General features: G+C 59.9%; 17 protein-coding genes and 1 pseudogene. 8 read left to right on the top strand and 10 right to left on the bottom strand.

Features of this window, described 5'->3' with window-relative positions:
* Positions 1–95: 95 nt before the first annotated feature.
* From E5678_RS11985 to hemA, 5 genes are all read right to left on the bottom strand, one after another.
* Positions 96–1,100, bottom strand: a complete 1,005-nt coding sequence (locus E5678_RS11985; protein ID WP_136178744.1) for an AAA family ATPase — start codon at positions 1,098–1,100, stop codon at positions 96–98.
* Positions 1,101–1,259: 159 nt separating this feature from the next.
* Positions 1,260–1,583, bottom strand: a complete 324-nt coding sequence (grxD, locus tag E5678_RS11980) for a Grx4 family monothiol glutaredoxin (protein ID WP_136178743.1) — start codon at positions 1,581–1,583, stop codon at positions 1,260–1,262.
* Positions 1,584–1,634: 51 nt separating this feature from the next.
* Complete coding sequence (gene prmC, locus E5678_RS11975) at positions 1,635–2,483, bottom strand: peptide chain release factor N(5)-glutamine methyltransferase (protein ID WP_136178742.1); 849 nt, start codon at positions 2,481–2,483, stop codon at positions 1,635–1,637.
* Between the two features lie 13 nt (positions 2,484–2,496).
* Positions 2,497–3,585 (bottom strand): peptide chain release factor 1, encoded by a 1,089-nt coding sequence (gene prfA, locus E5678_RS11970; RefSeq protein ID WP_136178741.1) that lies wholly within the window; start codon positions 3,583–3,585, stop codon positions 2,497–2,499.
* Between the two features lie 97 nt (positions 3,586–3,682).
* The gene (gene hemA, locus E5678_RS11965) at positions 3,683–4,975 is read right to left on the bottom strand and encodes a glutamyl-tRNA reductase (protein WP_136178740.1); all 1,293 of its coding nucleotides are present in this window, start codon (positions 4,973–4,975) and stop codon (positions 3,683–3,685) included.
* A 47-nt stretch (positions 4,976–5,022) separates the two neighbouring features.
* Here hemA and E5678_RS11960 point away from each other — a divergent pair, with 47 nt between their 5' ends.
* Entirely contained in the window at positions 5,023–5,301 is a 279-nt protein-coding gene (locus E5678_RS11960) for a hypothetical protein (RefSeq protein WP_136178739.1), read from the top strand.
* 3 nt (positions 5,302–5,304) lie between these two features.
* Here the strand turns inward: E5678_RS11960 and ugpQ are convergent, their stop codons facing one another.
* The 5 genes from ugpQ to ugpB all read right to left on the bottom strand — a co-directional run bounded on the left by ugpQ (position 5,305) and on the right by ugpB (position 10,271).
* Positions 5,305–6,072 carry a glycerophosphodiester phosphodiesterase gene (ugpQ, locus tag E5678_RS11955; protein WP_136178738.1) on the bottom strand — a complete coding sequence of 256 codons (768 nt, stop codon included), beginning with the start codon at positions 6,070–6,072 and terminating at the stop codon, positions 5,305–5,307.
* Positions 6,069–7,073, bottom strand: coding sequence for a sn-glycerol-3-phosphate ABC transporter ATP-binding protein UgpC (ugpC, locus tag E5678_RS11950; protein WP_136178737.1), 1,005 nt, complete (start codon positions 7,071–7,073; stop codon positions 6,069–6,071). The genes ugpQ and ugpC overlap by 4 nt, the downstream gene beginning before the upstream one ends.
* A 39-nt stretch (positions 7,074–7,112) precedes the next feature.
* Positions 7,113–7,967 (bottom strand): sn-glycerol-3-phosphate ABC transporter permease UgpE, encoded by an 855-nt coding sequence (gene ugpE, locus E5678_RS11945; RefSeq protein WP_136178736.1) that lies wholly within the window; start codon positions 7,965–7,967, stop codon positions 7,113–7,115.
* A gap of 2 nt (positions 7,968–7,969) precedes the next feature.
* Positions 7,970–8,851: a sn-glycerol-3-phosphate ABC transporter permease UgpA gene (gene ugpA / locus E5678_RS11940; RefSeq protein ID WP_136178735.1), complete on the bottom strand. Its 882-nt coding sequence runs from the start codon at positions 8,849–8,851 to the stop codon at positions 7,970–7,972.
* A gap of 97 nt (positions 8,852–8,948) precedes the next feature.
* On the bottom strand, positions 8,949–10,271 hold the full coding sequence (ugpB, locus tag E5678_RS11935) for a sn-glycerol-3-phosphate ABC transporter substrate-binding protein UgpB (RefSeq protein ID WP_136178734.1): 1,323 nt from the start codon (positions 10,269–10,271) through the stop codon (positions 8,949–8,951).
* A 182-nt stretch (positions 10,272–10,453) separates the two neighbouring features.
* Here ugpB and E5678_RS11930 point away from each other — a divergent pair, with 182 nt between their 5' ends.
* The 7 genes and pseudogenes from E5678_RS11930 (at position 10,454) to E5678_RS11900 (ending at position 19,056) form a co-directional block, all read left to right on the top strand.
* Positions 10,454–14,359, top strand: a complete 3,906-nt coding sequence (locus tag E5678_RS11930; protein WP_136178733.1) for an FAD/FMN-binding oxidoreductase — start codon at positions 10,454–10,456, stop codon at positions 14,357–14,359.
* Positions 14,360–14,506: 147 nt separating this feature from the next.
* Entirely contained in the window at positions 14,507–14,920 is a 414-nt protein-coding gene (locus E5678_RS11925) for a DUF971 domain-containing protein (protein ID WP_136178732.1), read from the top strand.
* 16 nt (positions 14,921–14,936) lie between these two features.
* Positions 14,937–15,668, top strand: a complete 732-nt coding sequence (ubiE, locus tag E5678_RS11920; protein ID WP_136178731.1) for a bifunctional demethylmenaquinone methyltransferase/2-methoxy-6-polyprenyl-1,4-benzoquinol methylase UbiE — start codon at positions 14,937–14,939, stop codon at positions 15,666–15,668.
* Between the two features lie 162 nt (positions 15,669–15,830).
* A pseudogene (locus E5678_RS11915) lies at positions 15,831–16,325 on the top strand (Tim44-like domain-containing protein); the annotation flags it as partial.
* Between the two features lie 47 nt (positions 16,326–16,372).
* A complete protein-coding gene (locus E5678_RS11910; protein ID WP_136178729.1) occupies positions 16,373–16,969 on the top strand; it encodes a hypothetical protein in 597 nt (198 codons plus the stop codon).
* On the top strand, positions 16,966–18,531 hold the full coding sequence (gene ubiB / locus E5678_RS11905; protein WP_136178728.1) for a ubiquinone biosynthesis regulatory protein kinase UbiB: 1,566 nt from the start codon (positions 16,966–16,968) through the stop codon (positions 18,529–18,531). Before E5678_RS11910 ends, ubiB begins: the two co-directional genes overlap by 4 nt.
* 162 nt (positions 18,532–18,693) lie before the next feature.
* On the top strand, positions 18,694–19,056 hold the full coding sequence (locus E5678_RS11900; RefSeq protein ID WP_136178727.1) for an FmdB family zinc ribbon protein: 363 nt from the start codon (positions 18,694–18,696) through the stop codon (positions 19,054–19,056).
* Positions 19,057–19,058: the final 2 nt, after the last annotated feature.

Raw genomic sequence — 19,058 nt, 5'->3', positions numbered from 1 at the left:
TCTGGCTCGTTGAAGCGTGCATGTTTTGCCCGTTTATGCCCGAATATGGCCAGGATCAGGTTGCCCGAAGCGTGAGGTTGGTCCAGGCCATTGGGCTATTGCAGGAATCCAATACGAGACTTGCTGTTGCCCGCTTTGGGCAAATCCCCTGATTCGATCTCGTAGCGGCTGCCCAAGCGGGCGTTGCCGAAACCGGTAACCAGCGCACGGCGCATTTCCCGGGGTGCTTGGGTTGCCAGCAGGTCCAGCACAGCTTCGCTGGGCTCGGAGTCAAACCGTTGCCCCCAGTCGTGCTCGCTGCGGATCCCTCGGTACAGGTGGGCCGCGATCTTTCGCGCGGCCTCAGGCGATGGCGGCGCAATTTCGAACACGTTCATGCGGTTGAGTATGGGATCGGGAATGGCGCTTTCCCGATTCGCGGTGGTGATCCAGATGACTTGGCTGGCATCAATGGGTACATCGGCGAACTCGTCCACAAAGCTCTGGGCAGTGTCATGTTCGAGCAAGCTGTAAAGTGAACCCAGAGGGTCGTATTGGGCATCGGCCGAAGCCTTGTCGATTTCATCCACAACAATGACTGGGTTGGCGTACTGCCCATCCACCAATGCTTCAAATACTTTGCCAGGCTTGGAGCCCTTCCATTGGGAGGATGATCCTGACAACAGCCAGCCAGCAGTCATGGAACTCATGGGCACCAGGCTCATGCTGGTGCCCAGCAGCGATGCAATCTGGCGTGCGAAATGGGTTTTCCCCACCCCCGGCGGGCCAAGCAGAAGAATGGGCGTGACCTCCAGGCTGTCACGGCTGTCCTGGCTCAAGGCCACATGGCGTTTCACATCGTCCAGCACGTCACCAAAATTGGGCAGCAAATCGTACAGAGGCCCCATATCGGGCACCCCCGAGGGTTTGACCGCGAACCGCTCAGGCCCACGTTCGAGCATGCGCTGGTAGATGTTCACCAGGCTCTCGTGTTCGCGTTCGTTGCCGCTGGATTGCAGTCGGTGGAGTTTGCGTTCGACGTCGTTGGCGCTGAACACGTTGCGCATCTGTGCGATGGGCAAACCCATGGAAGCGGAAGTGACCAGGCTGTTGGAGCTCATGCGGTTCTCCTGTGGTGTTGGGCAACGTCTTCATTCAAGCACAAGACGTGCCCGACCTCAATGCGGGAACAACCTGTAAAAAGTGTGGCTTTCCACAACAACACCACGTTTAGAAAAACAAAAACCGCCCGAAGGCGGTTTGAACCGATGTAGCGGGGATCAGGCTTGGCCGGTTATGACCTGTTGCAACTCGCCGGATTCGTACATTTCCATCATGATGTCCGAGCCGCCGATGAATTCACCTTTGACGTAGAGCTGTGGGATGGTGGGCCACTTGCTGTATTCCTTGATGCCCTGGCGGACGCCTTCGTCTTCCAGCACATTGACAGTTTTCAACGTCTTGGGCTCAACACCACAGGCTTTCAGGATCTGGATGGCTCGTCCGGAAAAGCCACACATGGGAAAACTGGCGTTGCCCTTCATGAAGAGCACGATGTCGTTGGATTTGACCAGTTGGTCGATCTGGGTTTGCGCGTCGCTCATGGCAGGGCTCCTGAAGCAGTTAGGTCGTGACCGACCTGTGAAGATAGTGAATTATCGCCTGTGTGGCCATTGACCGCCGCTGCACCGCTCGATGCCCGTCAGATCGGTGCGGCTGAGTACCTGCTCAAACCCTTTTGCGGAAAGCAACGCACGGACGGCAGCGGCTTGGTCGTGGCCGTGCTCCAGCAGCAGCCAGCCTCCAGGATGCAGCGCGCCGGGCGCAGTGGAGACCAGGTCGCGCAAGTCGCTCAGTCCGTCCTGGCCTGCAGTGAGCGCGGAAATGGGCTCATGGACGAGGCCTGGCAGGTGGTGATCGCCTTCGGCAATGTATGGCGGGTTGCTGGCAATCACGTGGTACCGCTCTCCAGCAACAGCTTGCAACCAAGAGCCCTGCCGAAAAGTGACCGGCAGGCCGAGCTGTTCGGCGTTGGCCCTGGCGACGACCAAGGCATCAGCGCTGGCGTCGGTGGCTGTGACGCGGGTTGTGGTGCTTTGGCTTTTCACAGCGAGTGCGATGGCGCCACTGCCCGTGCCCAGATCGAGGCAGTCGGCGGGTGTGGGGGCCTGCGCCAGCAGTTCCAACGTCCATTCCACCAGTGTTTCGGTGTCGGGCCGGGGGACCAGCACGCGATGGTCAACGAGGAGGCGCAAGCCGAAAAATTCTTTGGTGCCTTCGATATAAGCGAGAGGCTCCCCTGCTGCTCGGCGGCTGACGGCGTCGTTCAGGCGTGAGGCTGCGTCGGCTGGCAAGGGGTCGTGATCATGGGTCAGCAACCAGGCGCGGTCGTTGGTGTCGCGGTGCAAGGCGAACAGGAGCAGCATCTGGGCATCCAGGCGTTCCAATCCTTGGGCCTGTGCCTGTTGCAGGGCAAGGCCCAGTGTGATGACCTTTGGTTGCATGGTTTTGTGGCAATCAAAAGCTGTTGTTGTGTTCCAGCTCGGCCAGGAGCTCTGCGCCGCGAGCGACTTGCAGGGCGTGGATCACGTCGCCCATGTCGCCTTCCATTATCTGCAGCAGTTTGTACAGGGTGAGGTTGATGCGGTGATCGGTCAGGCGGCCTTGGGGGAAGTTGTAAGTGCGGATGCGGTCGCTGCGGTCGCCGCTGCCGATCAGGCCTTTGCGCGTGGCGGCTTCTTTCGCCGCGCGCTCACTTCGGTCTTTCTCTTGCAGACGTGCCGTGAGCACCTGTAAGGCCTTGGCTTTGTTGCTGTGTTGGCTGCGCCCGTCCTGGCATTCGGCGGTGATGCCGGTGGGCAGGTGGGTCACGCGCACTGCGGAGTCGGTTTTGTTGATGTGCTGGCCGCCGGCACCGCTGGCGCGGTAAGTGTCAATGCGCAGTTCGCTGGGGTTGAGCTGCACCGCCTGGGTTTCGTCGGGCTCGGGCATGACTGCGATCGTCGCCGCACTCGTGTGGATGCGGCCTTGTGTTTCCGTGACCGGGACGCGCTGCACGCGGTGGCCTCCGGATTCAAATCTCAGCTTGCCGTAGGCGCCCGCGCCGACGAAGCGCAGCACAACTTCTTTGTACCCGCCCAGTTCGCTGGGTGATTCGCTCACGATCTCCGTGGTCCAGCGTTGGGTATCGGCATATCGGGTGATCATACGGGCCAAGTCACCGGCAAACAAAGCCGATTCGTCGCCACCGGTGCCCGCCCGGATTTCCACGAAGGCGTTGCGTTCGTCATCGGGGTCTTTGGGCAGCAGGAGATGTTGCAGCTCACTGTCCAATGCTTCCAGATCGGTCTTCGCCTGATCGATTTCGTCCTGTGCCATCTCCGCCATGTCGGGGTCTTGCAGCATCTCAGTCGCTGAGGTCATGTCTTCTTCACGCTGCAGGTAGCGGTTGAAGACTTCGGTGATGGCGCTGGCTTCCGAATGTTCGCGGCTGAGGGCGCGAAACCGGTCCATGTTGTCGACCACGTCGGGCGCGGCGAGCAGGGCGTCAAGCTCGTGAAGCCGGGCGCGCTGGCGCATCAAGGTAACGCGGACAAAGGATTTCATGGCGGCAGGGGCGAAATTTGGGGCACGAAGGGCAGCGCGAGGGGCGGGCTGCAGAGTGGCTCGGCGGATATCGAGCCGGATGGAGCGGCGTGCGTCGCTAAGACTGCCGCGGTGGCTTTCCGGTGTCTTCTCTCAGGAAGAGGCGGGACACCGTTTGGGCCGTGGCCGCTCGCGCCAGTGCATCTCCAACGCGCAACTCGGCCAAGGTGCCGTGCATCATTTTCTGGGTGAGGCCGCGCGACAGGGCTTCCAACACCGCCTCCACGGGCTCACCCTTGGCCAGGAGCTTTCGGGCCCGTGCCAGCTCGGTGCTGCGCCATGCGTCGGTCTGGGCCTGGATCTGCTGGATCAGGGGGACCACTCCGTGGGTTGGGCTGCGCTGGTCCATCCAGTGCATGAAGCTCAAGACACCTGCGTCGATGATGGCTTCGGCCTGTGCCACTGCGGCCTGCCGGTTGTCCTTGCCGGTTTGCACCACGCTGGCAAGGTCATCCACGGTGTAGAGGTAGACGTCGTCCAGTGCCTTGACCTCAACCTCGATATCGCGCGGTACGGCCAGATCGACCATGAACATGGGCCTGTGCCGGCGCTTTTTCAGTGCCCGCTCTACGGCGCCCAAGCCGATGATGGGCAATGTGCTGGCGGTGCAGCTGATGACTGCGTCGAACTCGTGTAACCGGTCTGGAATATCGGCCAGTCGCATGACTTCAGCGCCAAATCGGCCAGCCAGCTTCTCCCCGCGCTCCAGGGTGCGGTTGGCGATGGCCATGCTCTTGGGCGTTTTGGCCGCGAAATGCGTGGCCGCGAGCTCGATCATGTCGCCAGCGCCCACGAACAGCACGCGGATATCTTTCAGGTCTTCAAACAGCTGACCCGCCAAGCGCACCGCCGCAGCCGTCATGCTGATGGAGTGGGCGCCAATCTCAGTGGAACTGCGCACCTGCTTGGCGACTGAAAAGGAGCGCTGGAACAACTGGTGCAGGGTGGTGCCCAGCGCCCCGGCTTCTTCGGCCGCACGCACGGCATCCTTCAGTTGACCAAGGATCTGCGCCTCGCCGAGCACCATGCTATCAAGGCCGCTGGCCACACGAAAGGCGTGGCGCGCAGCCTGATCTTCCCGCAACACATAGGCGTGATCCTTGAGCACCTGGATGCTCACGCCGCCGGTTTTCGCCAACCAGGCCAGGGTGGGTTCTACGGCAGCCTGATCACCCGCTCCGTAGAGTTCAGTGCGGTTGCAGGTAGACAGCAAAGTGGCCTCGGGTTGACGGGGCAGGCTCTGCCGGTAGCCATGCAGTGTGGGCTGAATCTGATCGAGCGCAAACGCGAAACGGCCCCGCAAATCAAGCGGAGCCGTGTGGTGATTGATTCCAAGCGCCCAGACAGACATGCTCCGATTATAAAATTGAAGTTCCTTCATCCGTTGCGATTGGTTTCATGACATTTTTTGCCTTGCTGAACCATGCCCTGGGCTTGCTGTTGCCAGCGTTGGGCGTCGCCGCCGTGTTGATGCTCCTGCCTCGGCTCTGGCCTCGTGCACGTAAAGGACGCTGGAAGCCAAAAACCGAAGCAGCCCTGCTGGTGGGCAGTGGTTCGCTGGTTCTGCTGGCGGGGTTGGTGGTCTTCGGGCGCGACGGAAAGATGCTGACCTACGCGGCTTTGGTGGTGGTGGTGGGAACCCTGGCCTGGTGGAATCGCCGTCAATCCGGGCGCTGAAAATCAGCGCTCCGGGGCGAACCGTTCCACTCGGTCGGTGATGATGCCGTCAAGTTGCAGTTCAATCAGCCGCTTTACATCAGGGATTTCGTTGACCGTATAGGCCATGGCGCGCAGGCCCAATTGCCGTGTTTCTTCCCGCAGTGCCGGCGTCCACAGCGTGTGGTGGCACACCAGCGCCACGCAGCCTTGGTCGCTCGCCACGCTTTGCCAGCCCGCCCACAAGCTGTCAAGCAGCAACCCACGACGCAAGTCTGGCGCCGCTTCGCGAGCGCCGATCAAGGCTTCTGGTTGGAATGATGTCAGGAGCGGAGCCCACTGAGCGGGTTGATGGGCCCACAGTTGTTGGGCAGCCTCAGCCACTCGCTGGCCCGTTTCCCGTTCCAGACCGACCGTGGGTTTGATTTCGATGTTGAGCCAGGCTGCATTGGCTTGGCAGAAGCGGGCAATGTGAGCCAGGGTGGGCAATGGCTCGCCTGCATACTGCCGCGAGTGCCAGCTCCCAGCGTCAACCTGGCTCAAATCTGACCAGGGGCGCTTCCCCGCCACGCCCTGGCCACTGCTGGTGCGCTCGAGGGTGTCATCGTGCAGCAGAAACACCACGCCGTCTGAGCTGAGTTTGGCATCGCATTCGAACATGCGGTAGCCGTGCGAGGCACCCAGGCGGAAGGCTGCCAAGGTGTTCTCTGGCGCCAGCTTGCCCGCGCCCCGGTGGGCGATCCAGAGGGGGTAGGGCCAGCCTTTCAGCGAAGATGTTGTATCCGGCTTCATTGGCGTTGTCCGGACGCGGCATCGAACCAGTGCAGTCGTTCTTCCCGAGGTTGGGCGCGGATGGTGCTGCCCACGACCGGTGCGCCTTGGTCTTCGTGGATGCGGATGATGAGCCTTTCGTTGCCGAGGTAGGCGTGCACCAGGCGCTCGGCGCCCAGCAATTCCACAGTCTCGACCTGCAGTTCCCAGCCCGCATCGCCAATATCCAGGTGCTCGGGCCGCACGCCAAGAATGCTGCCTGGCTTGCCGCCCGGCGCGTCTTTCAGCAGGTTCATCGGGGGGGAGCCCATGAAGCTGGCCACAAAGGTGGTGGCGGGGCGGGAGTACACCTCTTCGGGTGTACCGAACTGCTCCATCTTGCCGCCGTTCATGACGATCATGCGCTGGGCCAGGGTCATGGCCTCGACCTGGTCGTGAGTGACGAAAAGCGAGGTGATGCCCAGTTCGCGGTGGAGTTTCTGGATTTCCAGCCGGGTCTGGGCCCGCAACTTGGCGTCGAGGTTGGACAGCGGTTCGTCAAACAGGAACACTTTGGGCTGGCGCACGATGGCTCGGCCCATGGCCACGCGCTGGCGCTGGCCTCCGGAGAGCTCGCGCGGTTTGCGCTGCAGCAGGTGACCCAGTTCGAGAATGGCGGCGGCCTTGTCCACCCGCTGCTGGATCTCGGCAGCCGGCATTTTTTTGATCTTCAGGCCGTAGGCCATGTTCTCAAACACGCTCATGTGGGGATACAGCGCGTAGTTCTGGAACACCATGGCGATGTCGCGTTCGGCTGGTTCCAAGGTGTTGACGACACGCTCGCCAATGGCAATTTCACCGCCGCTGATGTCTTCCAGACCCGCGACCATGCGCAACAGCGTGGATTTTCCACAACCAGAAGGGCCCACGATGACGATGAATTCGCCTTGCTGGATTTCGGCGTTTACGCCGTGGATGACCTGCAGCTCGGTTTTGCCGGTGGTGTAGCGCTTGACGACGTTTCGAAGGGAAATGGATGACATGGTTATCTTTTTCGGAAATGGGTGCGGTACTGGGTTGACTTATTTTTCGGTGTCTACCAGGCCCTTGACGAACCAGCGTTGCATCAGCATGACGACCACCGCGGGCGGCAGCATGGCAAGGATGGCCATGGCCATGACCACGTTCCACTCGGTGTGCGACTCGCCCGAAATCAGGCGCTTGATGCCCATGACCACGGGGTACATGGATTCGTCCGTGGTCACCAGCAGGGGCCAAAGGTATTGGTTCCAGCCGTAAATGAACTGAATCACGAACAGGGCCGCAATCGAGGTGGTGGACAGTGGCAGCAGAATGTCTTTGAAAAACCGCATGGGCCCCGCGCCATCGATGCGCGCGGCTTCCACCAGCTCGTCGGGCACCGTGAGGAAAAACTGCCTGAAGAGGAACGTCGCGGTGGCCGACGCAATCAGCGGGACGGTCAGACCCGCATACGTGTTCAGCATGCCCAGGTTCGCCACCACCTCATAGGTCGGCCCGATGCGCACCTCCACCGGCAGCATCAACGTGACGAAGATCATCCAGAAGACGAGGGTGCGAAACGGAAATCTGAAGTACACGATCGCAAAAGCCGAGAGCAGCGAGATCGAGATCTTTCCAACCGTGATGATCAAGGCGCTGACCAGGCTGATCCACAACATGGGCGCGGCTGCCGGGATCTGGCTGCCTTGGCTGGTCATGCCGCCAAACAAGGCGGTTTTGTAGGTTGCAATCGCGTTTCCGCCCGGCATTAACGACATGGGAAAAGACTGAGCGATCTGCTCTGCCGACTGGGTGGAGCCGATCAGCGTGATGTAGAGCGGAAAGCCAACGATGAGCACACCGAGCAGCAGAATCAGGTGGGACAGGGCGGTGAGCCCAGGGCGTTTTTCAATCATGGTCAGTAGTTCACTTTCTTTTCCACAAAGCGGAACTGGATCACTGTGAGCGTGACCACCACCACCATCAATATGACCGACTGGGCTGCCGATCCTCCCATGTCCAGTGCTTTGAAACCGTCGTAATACACCTTGTAGACCAGGATGGACGTGTCCTTGCCGGGGCCGCCCTGGGTGGTCGCATCCACGATGCCGAAGGTATCGAAGAAGGCATAGACGATATTGATGACCAAGAGAAAGAAGGTCGTTGGCGAAAGGAGCGGGAAAACGATGGTCCAGAAACGGTGCCAGGGGCTGGCGCCATCAATGGCGGCGGCTTCGATCAGCGATTTGGGGATGGACTGCAACCCGGCAAGGAAAAACAGGAAGTTGTAGGAAATCTGCTTCCAGACGGCCGCAGCCACAATCAAGCCCATGGCATGGTTTGAATTCAACAAATGGTTCCACTCAATGCCCATGGCCCGAAAATAGTACGCGGCGACGCCCATGGGCGACGCAAACATGAACAGCCACAGCACACCTGCCACCACGGGCGCCACGGCATAAGGCCAGATCAAAAGGGTTTTGTAGACGGACGCACCTCTGAGCACGCGATTGGCCATCACGGCCAGCAGCAGCGCGATGGCCAGGCCGATGGTGGCGACCAACAGGGAGAAGACGCCCGTGGTCTTGAATGACGCGAGGTAGCTGGCGTCGTTCCAGAGGCGTTCGAAGTTCTCCAACCCGACGAATTCGGTGGACAGCCCGAAGGGGTCTTGCGTGAGCAGGCTTTGGTAGATGGCCTGGCCAGCAGGCCAGAAGAAGAACACCAGCACGATGGTCATCTGGGGTGCGATCAGCACCCAGGGCAACCACGCTGATTTAAAGCGGACGCGTTTTTCCATGAGGAATAGAAAGTCGGAAAACGGAGGGGATCAAAACGCAAAAACCGCCCTGGGCGCGAGAAGCGCCAGGGCGGATGTTGCTCAATGGGCGGGGAGATCAGTTCTTGTTGGCTTTTTCAAAGCGCGCGAGTTGCTCGTTGCCACGGGCTACCGCAGCGTCCAGCGCCTCTTTTGGAGCTGTTTTTCCGGACCACACGCCTTCGAGCTCTTCGTCAATGATCGTGCGGATCTGCACGAAGTTGCCGAGACGAATGCCGCGCGACTTTTCCGTCGTCTTGCGGATCATTTGTGTAACAGCCACATCGGAACCCGGGTTCTTTTTGTAAAAGCCACTGTCTTCGGTCAGTTTGAACGACGCGAGGGTCACAGGCAGGTAGCCCGTGCGCTGGTGGCTGGCCGCAGCCACTTCGGGCTTGCCAATGTAGTTGAAGAACTTGGCCACACCCTTGTATTCCTCGGCCTTCTTGCCGGACATCACCCACAGGCTGGCGCCACCGATCACGGTGTTCTGTGGAGCGCCTGGAACGTCGGGATAGTAGGGCAGGGTGCTGGTGCCAGATGCGAACTTGGCGTTGCGCTTGACGCTGCCATACAAGCCCGAGGAGCCGGTGATCATGGCGCACTCGCCCGAAACGAAGGTCGCGTCGGCAGCGTTGCCGCGGCCTTTGTAGACAAACAGGCCGGTCTTGGCCATGTTCGCCAGGTTTTCAATGTGGCGAACATGCAGTGGTGAGTTGAATGACAGGCGGGCGTCCATGCCGCGCATGCCATTGCCCTTGGTGGCGAACTCGGTGTTGTGCCAGGCCGAGAAACTCTCTAGCTGCGTCCAGCTCACCCAGCTGGTGGTGAAGGGGCACTTGTGGCCGGCGGCCTTGAGTTTGCCCGCGGCCAACGCCACTTCCGGCCAGGTCTTGGGAGGGCTCTCGGGATCCATGCCCGCCGCTTTGAAGGCGTCTTTGTTGTAGTGGAACACGGGCGTGGAACTGTTGAACGGCATGCTCAACATCTGGCCGTTTGGTGCGGTGTAGTAGCCGGCCACAGCAGGCACGTAGGCCTTGGCATCAAATTTTTCCCCGGCGTTCGCCATGACTTTGGCCACGGGAACAATCGCACCCTTGCTGGCCATCATGGTAGCGGTGCCGACCTCAAACACCTGCAAAATGTGCGGGGCATTGCCCGAGCGGAAGGCCGCGATGGCTGCCGTCATCGATTCGTCGTAGCTGCCTTTGAAGGTAGGCACGATGGTGTATTCGGTCTGGCTGGCGTTGAATTCTTTGGCCAGGTCATTGACCCATTCGCCCAGGGCGCCGCCCATGGAGTGCCACCACTGCACTTCGGTGGCTGCGTGGGCAGGGGCGCTGATCAGGGCCGCCAGTGCCATGGCGCCGGTCAGCGCGGTGGTTTTGATTGTGTTTTTCATAGGGTCTCCATCGGGTCAAACGGTTGAACTTTCGGGGCGAAGGTTAGGTCAGTTTCGTGAAACCTCTATTGCACCTTTGCGACAGAAATGTGACAACAGGGGTTTCCATAAGGGACGTGAGTGTAAGTTGCGCTGCGGTACCATCGCTGTTCAGCGTCTTTTGCTGACAGTACACACCGCCAATGAACGCCCCGATCCCTCACAAATTGCTCGAAATCGCCGCCGGAGACGAAGCTCCGCGCTTGCGCGAAATTCCCTACAACTACACCTCTTTTTCGGATCGTGAAATTGTTTTGCGGTTGTTGGGGGAGCGCTCCTGGGCTGTTCTGGAGGGCTTGCGCGGTGAGCGGCGCACCGGGCGTTCGGCCCGCATGCTCTACGAAGTGCTGGGCGACATCTGGGTGGTCCAACGCAACCCCTACCTTCAGGACGACTTGCTGGACAACCCGAAGCGGCGCCTGCAGCTGGTTGAAGCCTTGCAGCACCGGCTCGGCGAAGTGCAAAAGCGCCGCACGCCCGAAGACGACGCAGCGCGTGATGCGCTGGTCGATGAGCTCCTCAAAGCCGCTCGAGGGGCTGTGACCACGTTTGCCTTGTCGTTTGAGGAAATGGCCCGCCTGCGCCAGCGCTCGGTCAAGGTGCTTCGCAAGCTGACGGCCAAGGACAACATCAAGTTTGACGGCCTCTCGCGTGTCTCTCACGTCACCGATGCCACCGACTGGCGCGTGGAGTATCCCTTTGTCGTGCTCACGCCCGATACCGAAACCGAGATGGCCTTGCTGGTCAAAGGCTGTTTTGAGTTGGGGCTGACCATTATTCCCCGTGGGGGTGGCACGGGTTACACGGGCGGCGCCATTCCTCTGACCTGGAAGAGCGCGGTGATCAACACCGAAAAGCTTGAGGCCATGACCGAAGTGGAGTGGATAGAAGTACCTGGCCACCAGAAACCGTTGCCCACGGTCTGGACGGAAGCCGGGGTGGTCACCCAGCGCGTGGCCGACGCAGCCGAGCGTGCCGGCCATGTGTTTGCGGTCGACCCGACCAGTGCGGAAGCTTCGTGCATTGGCGGCAATATCGCCATGAACGCCGGCGGTAAAAAGGCCGTTTTGTGGGGCACCGCGCTGGATAATCTGGTGTCTTGGCGCATGGTGACCCCGCAGGCACAGTGGCTGGAAGTCACGCGCCTGGATCACAATCTGGGCAAGATTCACGACGCAGAGGTCGCCACCTTCGAGCTGAAAACATTCGAAGCGGACGGCAAAACGGCTGTGCACACCGAGCGATTGGTCATCCCCGGCAAGTCCTTCCGCAAGGAGGGATTGGGCAAGGATGTGACCGATAAATTCCTGAGCGGCTTGCCGGGCATCCAGAAAGAGGGCTGTGACGGCCTGATCACCAGCGCGCGCTGGCTGGTGCACCGCATGCCCGAACACGTGCGCACCGTGTGTCTGGAGTTTTTCGGCAATCCGAAAGACGGTGTGCCCAGCATCGTTGACATCAAAGACTTCATGTTCGCCGAGCAAAAGCGCTCGGGCACGCTGCTGGCCGGTCTGGAGCATCTGGATGATCGCTACCTGAAAGCAGTGGGCTACGCCACCAAGAGCAAACGCAATGCAGCGGGCAACGGCCTTCCCAAAATGGTGTTGATTGGCGACATCGTGGGCGACGATGCCGATGCTGTCGCCCGTGTCACCAGCGAAGTTGTGCGCATGGCCAATACGCGCCATGGTGAAGGTTTCGTTGCCATCAGCCCAGAAGCACGCAAAAAGTTCTGGCTCGATCGCAAGCGCACCGCCGCGATCAGCAAGCACACCAACGCCTTCAAAATCAACGAAGACGTGGTCATCCCACTGCCCCGCATGGGGGAGTACACGCTGGGCATAGAGCGCATCAACATCGAGCTCTCGCTGCGCAACAAACTCAAACTGTGCAACGAACTGGAGGCGTTCTTTTCGGGTGGCAACCTCCCGCTGGGAAAGGCCGAAGACGCCAGTGATCTGGCCCAGTCCGAATGGCTGGACGACCGCGTGCAACAAGCGCTGGCGCTGGTTGGCGAAGTGCGGGCCTTGTGGAGCGGATGGCTGCAAGACGTGGACGGGCTGTTTGATCAGCTGCAGGACCACTCACTGCGCGCCAGCTGGAAAGCCCAGCTGCGCACGCCGCTGCAAGGCATTTTCACGGGTGCCGCTTTTGCGCCCATCCTGACAGAATGCACCGCTATTCACCAGCGAGTGCTCAAAGGCCGCGTATGGGTGGCGCTGCACATGCACGCCGGCGACGGCAACGTGCACACCAACATCCCGGTCAACAGCGACGATTACGAGATGCTGCAAAGCGCCCACCAGGCAGTGGCCCGCATCATGTTGTTGGCGCGCAGCCTGGACGGCGTCATTTCTGGTGAGCACGGCATCGGCATCACCAAGCTGGAGTTCCTGACCGACGACGAGCTGCGACCGTTTGCCGAGTACAAGGCCAGGATCGATCCCGAAGGACGCTTCAACAAAGGCAAGCTGCTGCGCAGCTTGCCTGGTGCGCCCGAGTCCGTGTTCGATGGCGCGTTGCGCAGCTCCGATCTGGTCAACGCCTACACGCCGAGTTTTGGCCTGATGGGCCACGAGTCTCTGATCATGCAGCAGAGCGACATCGGCGCCATCGCTGACAGTGTCAAAGACTGCCTGCGATGTGGCAAATGCAAGCCGGTCTGCGCCACCCATGTGCCGCGGGCCAATTTGCTCTACTCACCGCGCAACAAGATCCTGGCGACTTCGCTTCTCGTCGAAGCGTTCCTCTACGAAGAGCAGACTCGGCGGGGCATCAGCATCAAGCACTGGGAAGAGTTCGAAGATGTCGCCGATCACTGCACGGTGTGCCACAAATGCCTTTCGCCTTGTCCGGTGGATATCGACTTCGGCGATGTGACCATGAACATGCGCAACCTGTTGCGAAAGATGGGGAAAAAGAGCTTCCGCCCGGGCAACGCTGCTGCCATGTTCTTCCTGAACGCGACCAACCCGGAAACCATCAAGGTGATGCGGACAGCGATGGTCGGCGTGGGCTTCAAGGCCCAGCGCATGGCCAACAAGGTGATGAAGCTGGCCGCGCGCAAACAAACCAGCGCGCCGCCGGCTACGCTGGGTGCTGCGCCCATTAAAGAGCAGATCATCCACTTCATCAACAAGAAGATGCCTGGCGGATTGCCCAAAAAAACCGCACGCGCCTTGCTGGACATCGAAGACAAAGATTACGTCCCGATCATTCGCGACCCCAAGGCCACCACCGCCGACACCGAGGCTGTGTTTTATTTCCCCGGGTGTGGCTCGGAGCGTTTGTTCAGTCAGGTGGGGTTGGCTACTCAGGCCATGTTGTGGCACGCGGGAGTCCAAACCGTCTTGCCACCGGGCTACCTGTGTTGCGGTTATCCGCAGCGGGGTTCGGGCCAGTTCGACAAGGCGGAAAAGATGATCACGGACAACCGTGTCTTGTTCCACCGCGTGGCCAACACGCTTAACTACCTGGATATCAAGACGGTGGTGGTGAGTTGTGGCACTTGTTACGACCAGCTGCAAGGCTACGAATTCGACAAGATATTTCCCGGTTGCCGCATCATCGACATCCACGAATACCTGCTGGAAAAAAACATCACCTTGCCGGCCGGGCAACCCGGGTTCCTGTACCACGAGCCTTGCCACAATCCCATGAAGCTGGGTGACCCGATGAAGACGGTCAAGGCATTGATCGGCGATCAGGTGCTGAAATCGGAGCGCTGCTGTGGTGAGAGTGGCACGTTGGGTGTGACCCGACCCGATATTTCGACCCAGGTGCGCTTCCGCAAGGAAGAAGAAATCAAAAAAGGCGAGGCTGCTTTGCGCGCTGCGGGCTCTGTGGGTGAGAAAGACAACGTCAAAATCCTCACTTCCTGCCCCAGCTGCCTGCAAGGCCTGACCCGTTATGGTGACGATCTCGAGAATGGTCTGCTGGAAGCCGATTACATCGTGGTGGAAATGGCGCGCCAGATTCTGGGTGCGGATTGGTTGCCGGACTACGTGGCCAAAGCCAACGACGGTGGTATTGAGCGGGTGCTGGTGTAGCAAAGCTCCCTGCGCCATCTTCGGTGCCCCATCAAGTGGGCGGCATCAGTTGTTCGGCAACGTCGGCCCGGCGGAGTCCTCCAATCGAGGGGCTTCAAGCTGCACCTGGATGGCGCTGCCTCATTTTCACAACCTGGGATCACTGATATGGCTGGATTGAAAAAAGACTCCCCGACGCCCGAAGACATCACGGTGCACAGCCAGTCGCGCGTGCTGGAGGTGTTGTTCTCCGATGGGCAGCGTTTCCGAATCCCATTCGAGCTGATGCGGGTCTATTCGCCATCGGCGGAGGTGCAGGGCCATGGTCCCGGGCAAGAGACGCTGCAGAGCGGGAAGCGCGAAGTGACGATTGACGCGCTGGAGGCGGTGGGCAATTACGCGGTCCAACCCACTTTTTCTGATGGTCACAACAGCGGACTTTTTTCCTGGGACTATTTGTATTTCCTTGGATCACAAGAAGCTAAATTGTGGGCTGACTACAACGTTCGGCTTCAATCGGCGGGCCTGGACCGCGATCAACCGATGATTGCAGCCGCGGGTGCGGCCTGCAAGGGTCACTGAGACTTAGGATTGCGAAATGGCTTCAACACATTTTGGTTTCGAGACCGTCGACGAGCAAGAAAAAGCACGCCATGTGCGCAGCGTGTTTGATTCCGTCGCGCCCAAATACGACGTGATGAACGATCTCATGTCGGCTGGGTTACACCGTGTCTGGAAGAAATACACGATCGCCGTGGCCAATCCTCAGCAAGGGGATCAAGTGCTCGATATCGCTGGCGGTACTGGGGATCTATCTTTGGCATTTGCCGGCAAGGTCGGGCCCACTGGCCGCGTGGTCCATACCGATATCAACGAAGCCATGCTGCGCGAAGGGCGCAACCGGTTGCTCGACAAGGGCGTGGTGTTGCCGACCATGGTCTGTGATGCCGAAAAGCTGCCCTTTGCCAGCGAGTCATTCAACATCGTGACCGTGGCCTTTGGCTTGCGCAACATGACGCACAAAGACCGGGCGCTGGCGGAAATGCAGCGCGTGCTCAAACCGGGCGGTAAATTGCTGGTGCTGGAGTTTTCCAAAGTGGCCAAACCGCTGGAGAAGGCGTATGACTGGTATTCGTTCAATGTTTTGCCCAAGCTGGGGCAGCTCGTTGCGGGCGATGCCCACAGCTACCGGTATCTCGCGGAATCCATCCGCATGCACCCAGGTCAGGAAGAGCTGCGACAGCTCATGAAGTCGGTGGGCTTTGGGCACGTGGATGTTCACAACCTCAGTGCGGGCTTGGTGGCTTTGCACTTGGGTATCAAATGTTAAGAAATTGAAAAAAATTCATCAGAGGAGCGGGGAATGAGCGGGTTGTGGGCAGGTTTGTTGGCAGGGGTTCGGGGTGCAATTCGCCCCAAGACAGCCGACGCCAGTGGCAACCCTGTGGTGGCTCAAGGGCCTGGAGGCGGTGTGCGAGACACTGCTGTCATTGCTCCACGGGGCTACAGTCCAAAAAATGTGGGCAATGATGCTTCCGCCAGGCCTTGGGAGTCGGTGGCGATTTCTTCGCCGCAGCCCGACAGCGCTCCGGCGTCGGGCATACCTGCGGATTTTGATGTTGAGGCATTCCTCACGACGTCCAAAACCAATTTTGTGAGCCTCCAGGCCGCGTGGAATCAGGCCGATGTGGCCAGCCTGCGCGCCATGATGACCGAAGCAATGCTGGAGCAAATTCAGGGTCAGCTGGCTGAGCGGGAGCGGCCCAGTGCCGGTGCACAGGGAACCACCGAGGTGGTCATGCTGGACGCCCATTTGCTGGGTGTGGAGGATCAGGGTGAGGTTTACCTGGCCAGCGTTGAGTTTTCCGGCATGTTGCGCGAAGAGTCTTCGGCGGGCCCGAACCCGTTTCGTGAAATCTGGGTGATTACCCGTCCCAAGGTAGGCTTTGGCGACTGGTTGGTGGCTGGCGTGCAAGCCCTGCAATAAAAGGGGAGCGTGCCGATAGGGTGCACTTTATCCGTCAAAATCGGGGGATGACCGAATCAACCTCCGATTCCCGCCCTGCCGCCGGCAAGCCCGGTATTCCTGGCTTTCTCCAATCTATCCTGGGGCGTATTCGCCCACCCGACTGGGTCGTGGACGAAGTGCAAAACCGTGTCGTGCTCTTGCTCAACCATGTGTTGCAGCAAGAGCCCGTGGCCCAGGAGCGTTTGAAACGCCAAAAAGGCAAACCGGTTCGGGTGCAGTGGGGTGATTTCCATCTCACCCTCTCCGCAACGCCGGCAGGCCTGTTGGAGCGGCCTTCCGGGCCTGCGAAAGCTGAGCTGTCGGTCTCCCTGACACAAACCTCACCATTGGATCTGGCGCAGTCCCTGTTGCTGGGTGACAAACCGGCGGTTGATATCCAGGGCGATGTGCAGCTGGCGGCCGAAGTGGCCTGGCTGGTGGACAACGTTCGCTGGGATGTTGAAGAAGACCTGTCCCGGGTGGTCGGCGATGCCACAGCGCACACCCTCGCTGGCGTGGCGCGCAGCGCTACCACGGCGATCAAAGGTTTTGCTGCGGGGCGTAAACCTGGCGCCAGCGGTGCGACGCAGGCCTCTTCCGATACGACCGGATCCGACACATGAGCCGCTTGTTTCGCGGTGTGTTTATCGTCTGGGTGGTGTTGCGACATGGTCTTGACGAGCTGGTCTTGTCTGGTTTTGACAGCCCGTGGGTCAAGGTTTTGAGACGTGTGGTCTCGATGGGGCGGAACCTGGATGCACCCAGAGGACAACGACTTCGAGAGGCGCTTGAGCAGCTGGGGCCGATCTTTGTGAAGTTTGGCCAAGTGTTGTCGACGCGTCGGGATTTGCTGGCGCCAGACATCGCCGATGAGTTGACCCATTTGCAGGACCGGGTACCGCCCTTTTCGAGCAAGGTGGCTGTGGCGACGATTGAGCGCGCCTTTGGCAAGTCGCTGGACGCCATATTCACCGATTTTGAACACGTGCCGGTTGCCAGTGCCTCGATTGCCCAAGTCCATTTTGCGACCTTGCGTGACGGTCGGCACGGCGGGCGCGAAGTGGCCGTCAAGGTGCTGCGGCCCAACATGTTGCGCGCGATCGAGAAAGACCTGAGCTTGATGCGCATGATGGCGGGCTGGGTCGAGAGGCTGTCCGCCGATGGCAAACGTCTCAAACCTCGGGAAGTGGTGGCCGAGTTCGACAAATACCTCCACGACGAGTTGGACCTGGTGCGTGAAGCGTCCAACGCGGCACAGCTGCGTCGCAACATGCAAGGACTCGATCTGGTTTTGATTCCGGAGATGTTCTGGGACTATTGCCACACAGAAGTGATGGTGATGGAGCGCATGCACGGCGTCCCGATCAACAAAGTCGACGAATTGCGGCGCCTCGGGGTGGACATTCCCAAGCTGGCCCGGGATGGTGTCACGATTTTTTTCACGCAAGTCTTTCGGGATGGTTTTTTCCACGCTGACATGCACCCGGGTAATATTCGGGTGAGCATTGATCCGGCCTCGTTTGGGCGGTATATCTCGCTCGATTTCGGCATCGTGGGAACGCTCACCGAATTCGACAAGGAATACCTGGCCCAAAACTTCACAGCTTTCTTCCGGCGGGACTACAAACGGGTGGCCGAGCTGCACATAGAAAGCGGTTGGGTGCCAGCCTCCACCCGGGTTGACGAGTTGGAGGGGGCGATTCGCGCCGTTTGCGAGCCCTATTTTGATCGTCCGTTGAAGGAAATTTCGTTGGGCATGGTGCTGATGCGTCTGTTCCAAACTTCGCGCCGCTTCCAGGTGGAAATCCAGCCGCAGTTGGTGCTGCTGCAGAAAACATTGCTCAACATCGAGGGCTTGGGCCGCGAACTGGATCCTGAGCTTGATCTCTGGAACACGGCCAAGCCATTTCTTGAGAAATGGATGGTCGAGCAAGTTGGCCCACAAAAACTGTTGCAACAGTTGAAGGCCGAGGCGCCGCAGTACGCCAAGTTGTTGCCGGCTTTGCCCCGCCTGCTGCAAGACTATCTGCAGCACAAACCCCACGAGTTGCGCAGGGAGCTGGATGCCTTGCTGGTGGAGCAGCGACGCACCAACAAACTCCTGCAGGGCATCATCTGGGGTGGGGTGGGATTTGTGCTGGGGCTGATCCTCATGCAGGTGTTGACCCGCATTCGTTTGTGGTGATCGGGGCGTTTGCACTCGTACTTTAAGCCTATGGGTGAACTAACGCCCCGACAGGCAGCGGTCCAATTTATAATCGTGGGTTTTGTTGCTGCTCTAAGGCAGGGCCGTTGATCGGCTGCCCATACGACGGCTCCTACCGCATTCCCCCCTCACGGATCTACCATGCCGATTTATGCCTACAAGTGCGCGTCCTGCGGCCATGCCAAAGACGTGTTGCAGCGGATGTCCGATGACCAATTGACGGTTTGTCCCGCTTGCGGCGAGGCGTCCTTCCAGAAGCAGGTCACTGCCGCAGGATTTCAGCTCAAAGGTTCGGGCTGGTACGTCACCGATTTTCGTGGCGGCAGCAAGGGCGAGCCGGCCGCAGCGCCAGCCGCAGGCGGGGCCGAAACCACGGCAGCACCTGCGTCGGTGCCTGCGTCTGGATCGCCTGCCCCATCCGTTGCTGCGCCTGCTGCGGCCACTCCATCGCCCGCACCCGCACCCAAGCCAACCACCTCGGGTGGTGGCTCATCTTCCCACTGAGC

It is taken from the genome of Hydrogenophaga sp. PAMC20947, assembly GCF_004795855.1.
Taxonomy (GTDB): domain Bacteria; phylum Pseudomonadota; class Gammaproteobacteria; order Burkholderiales; family Burkholderiaceae_C; genus Hydrogenophaga.
The sequence above is the reverse complement of the archived record's forward strand: the minus strand, read 5'-3'. Positions and strand labels throughout refer to the sequence as shown.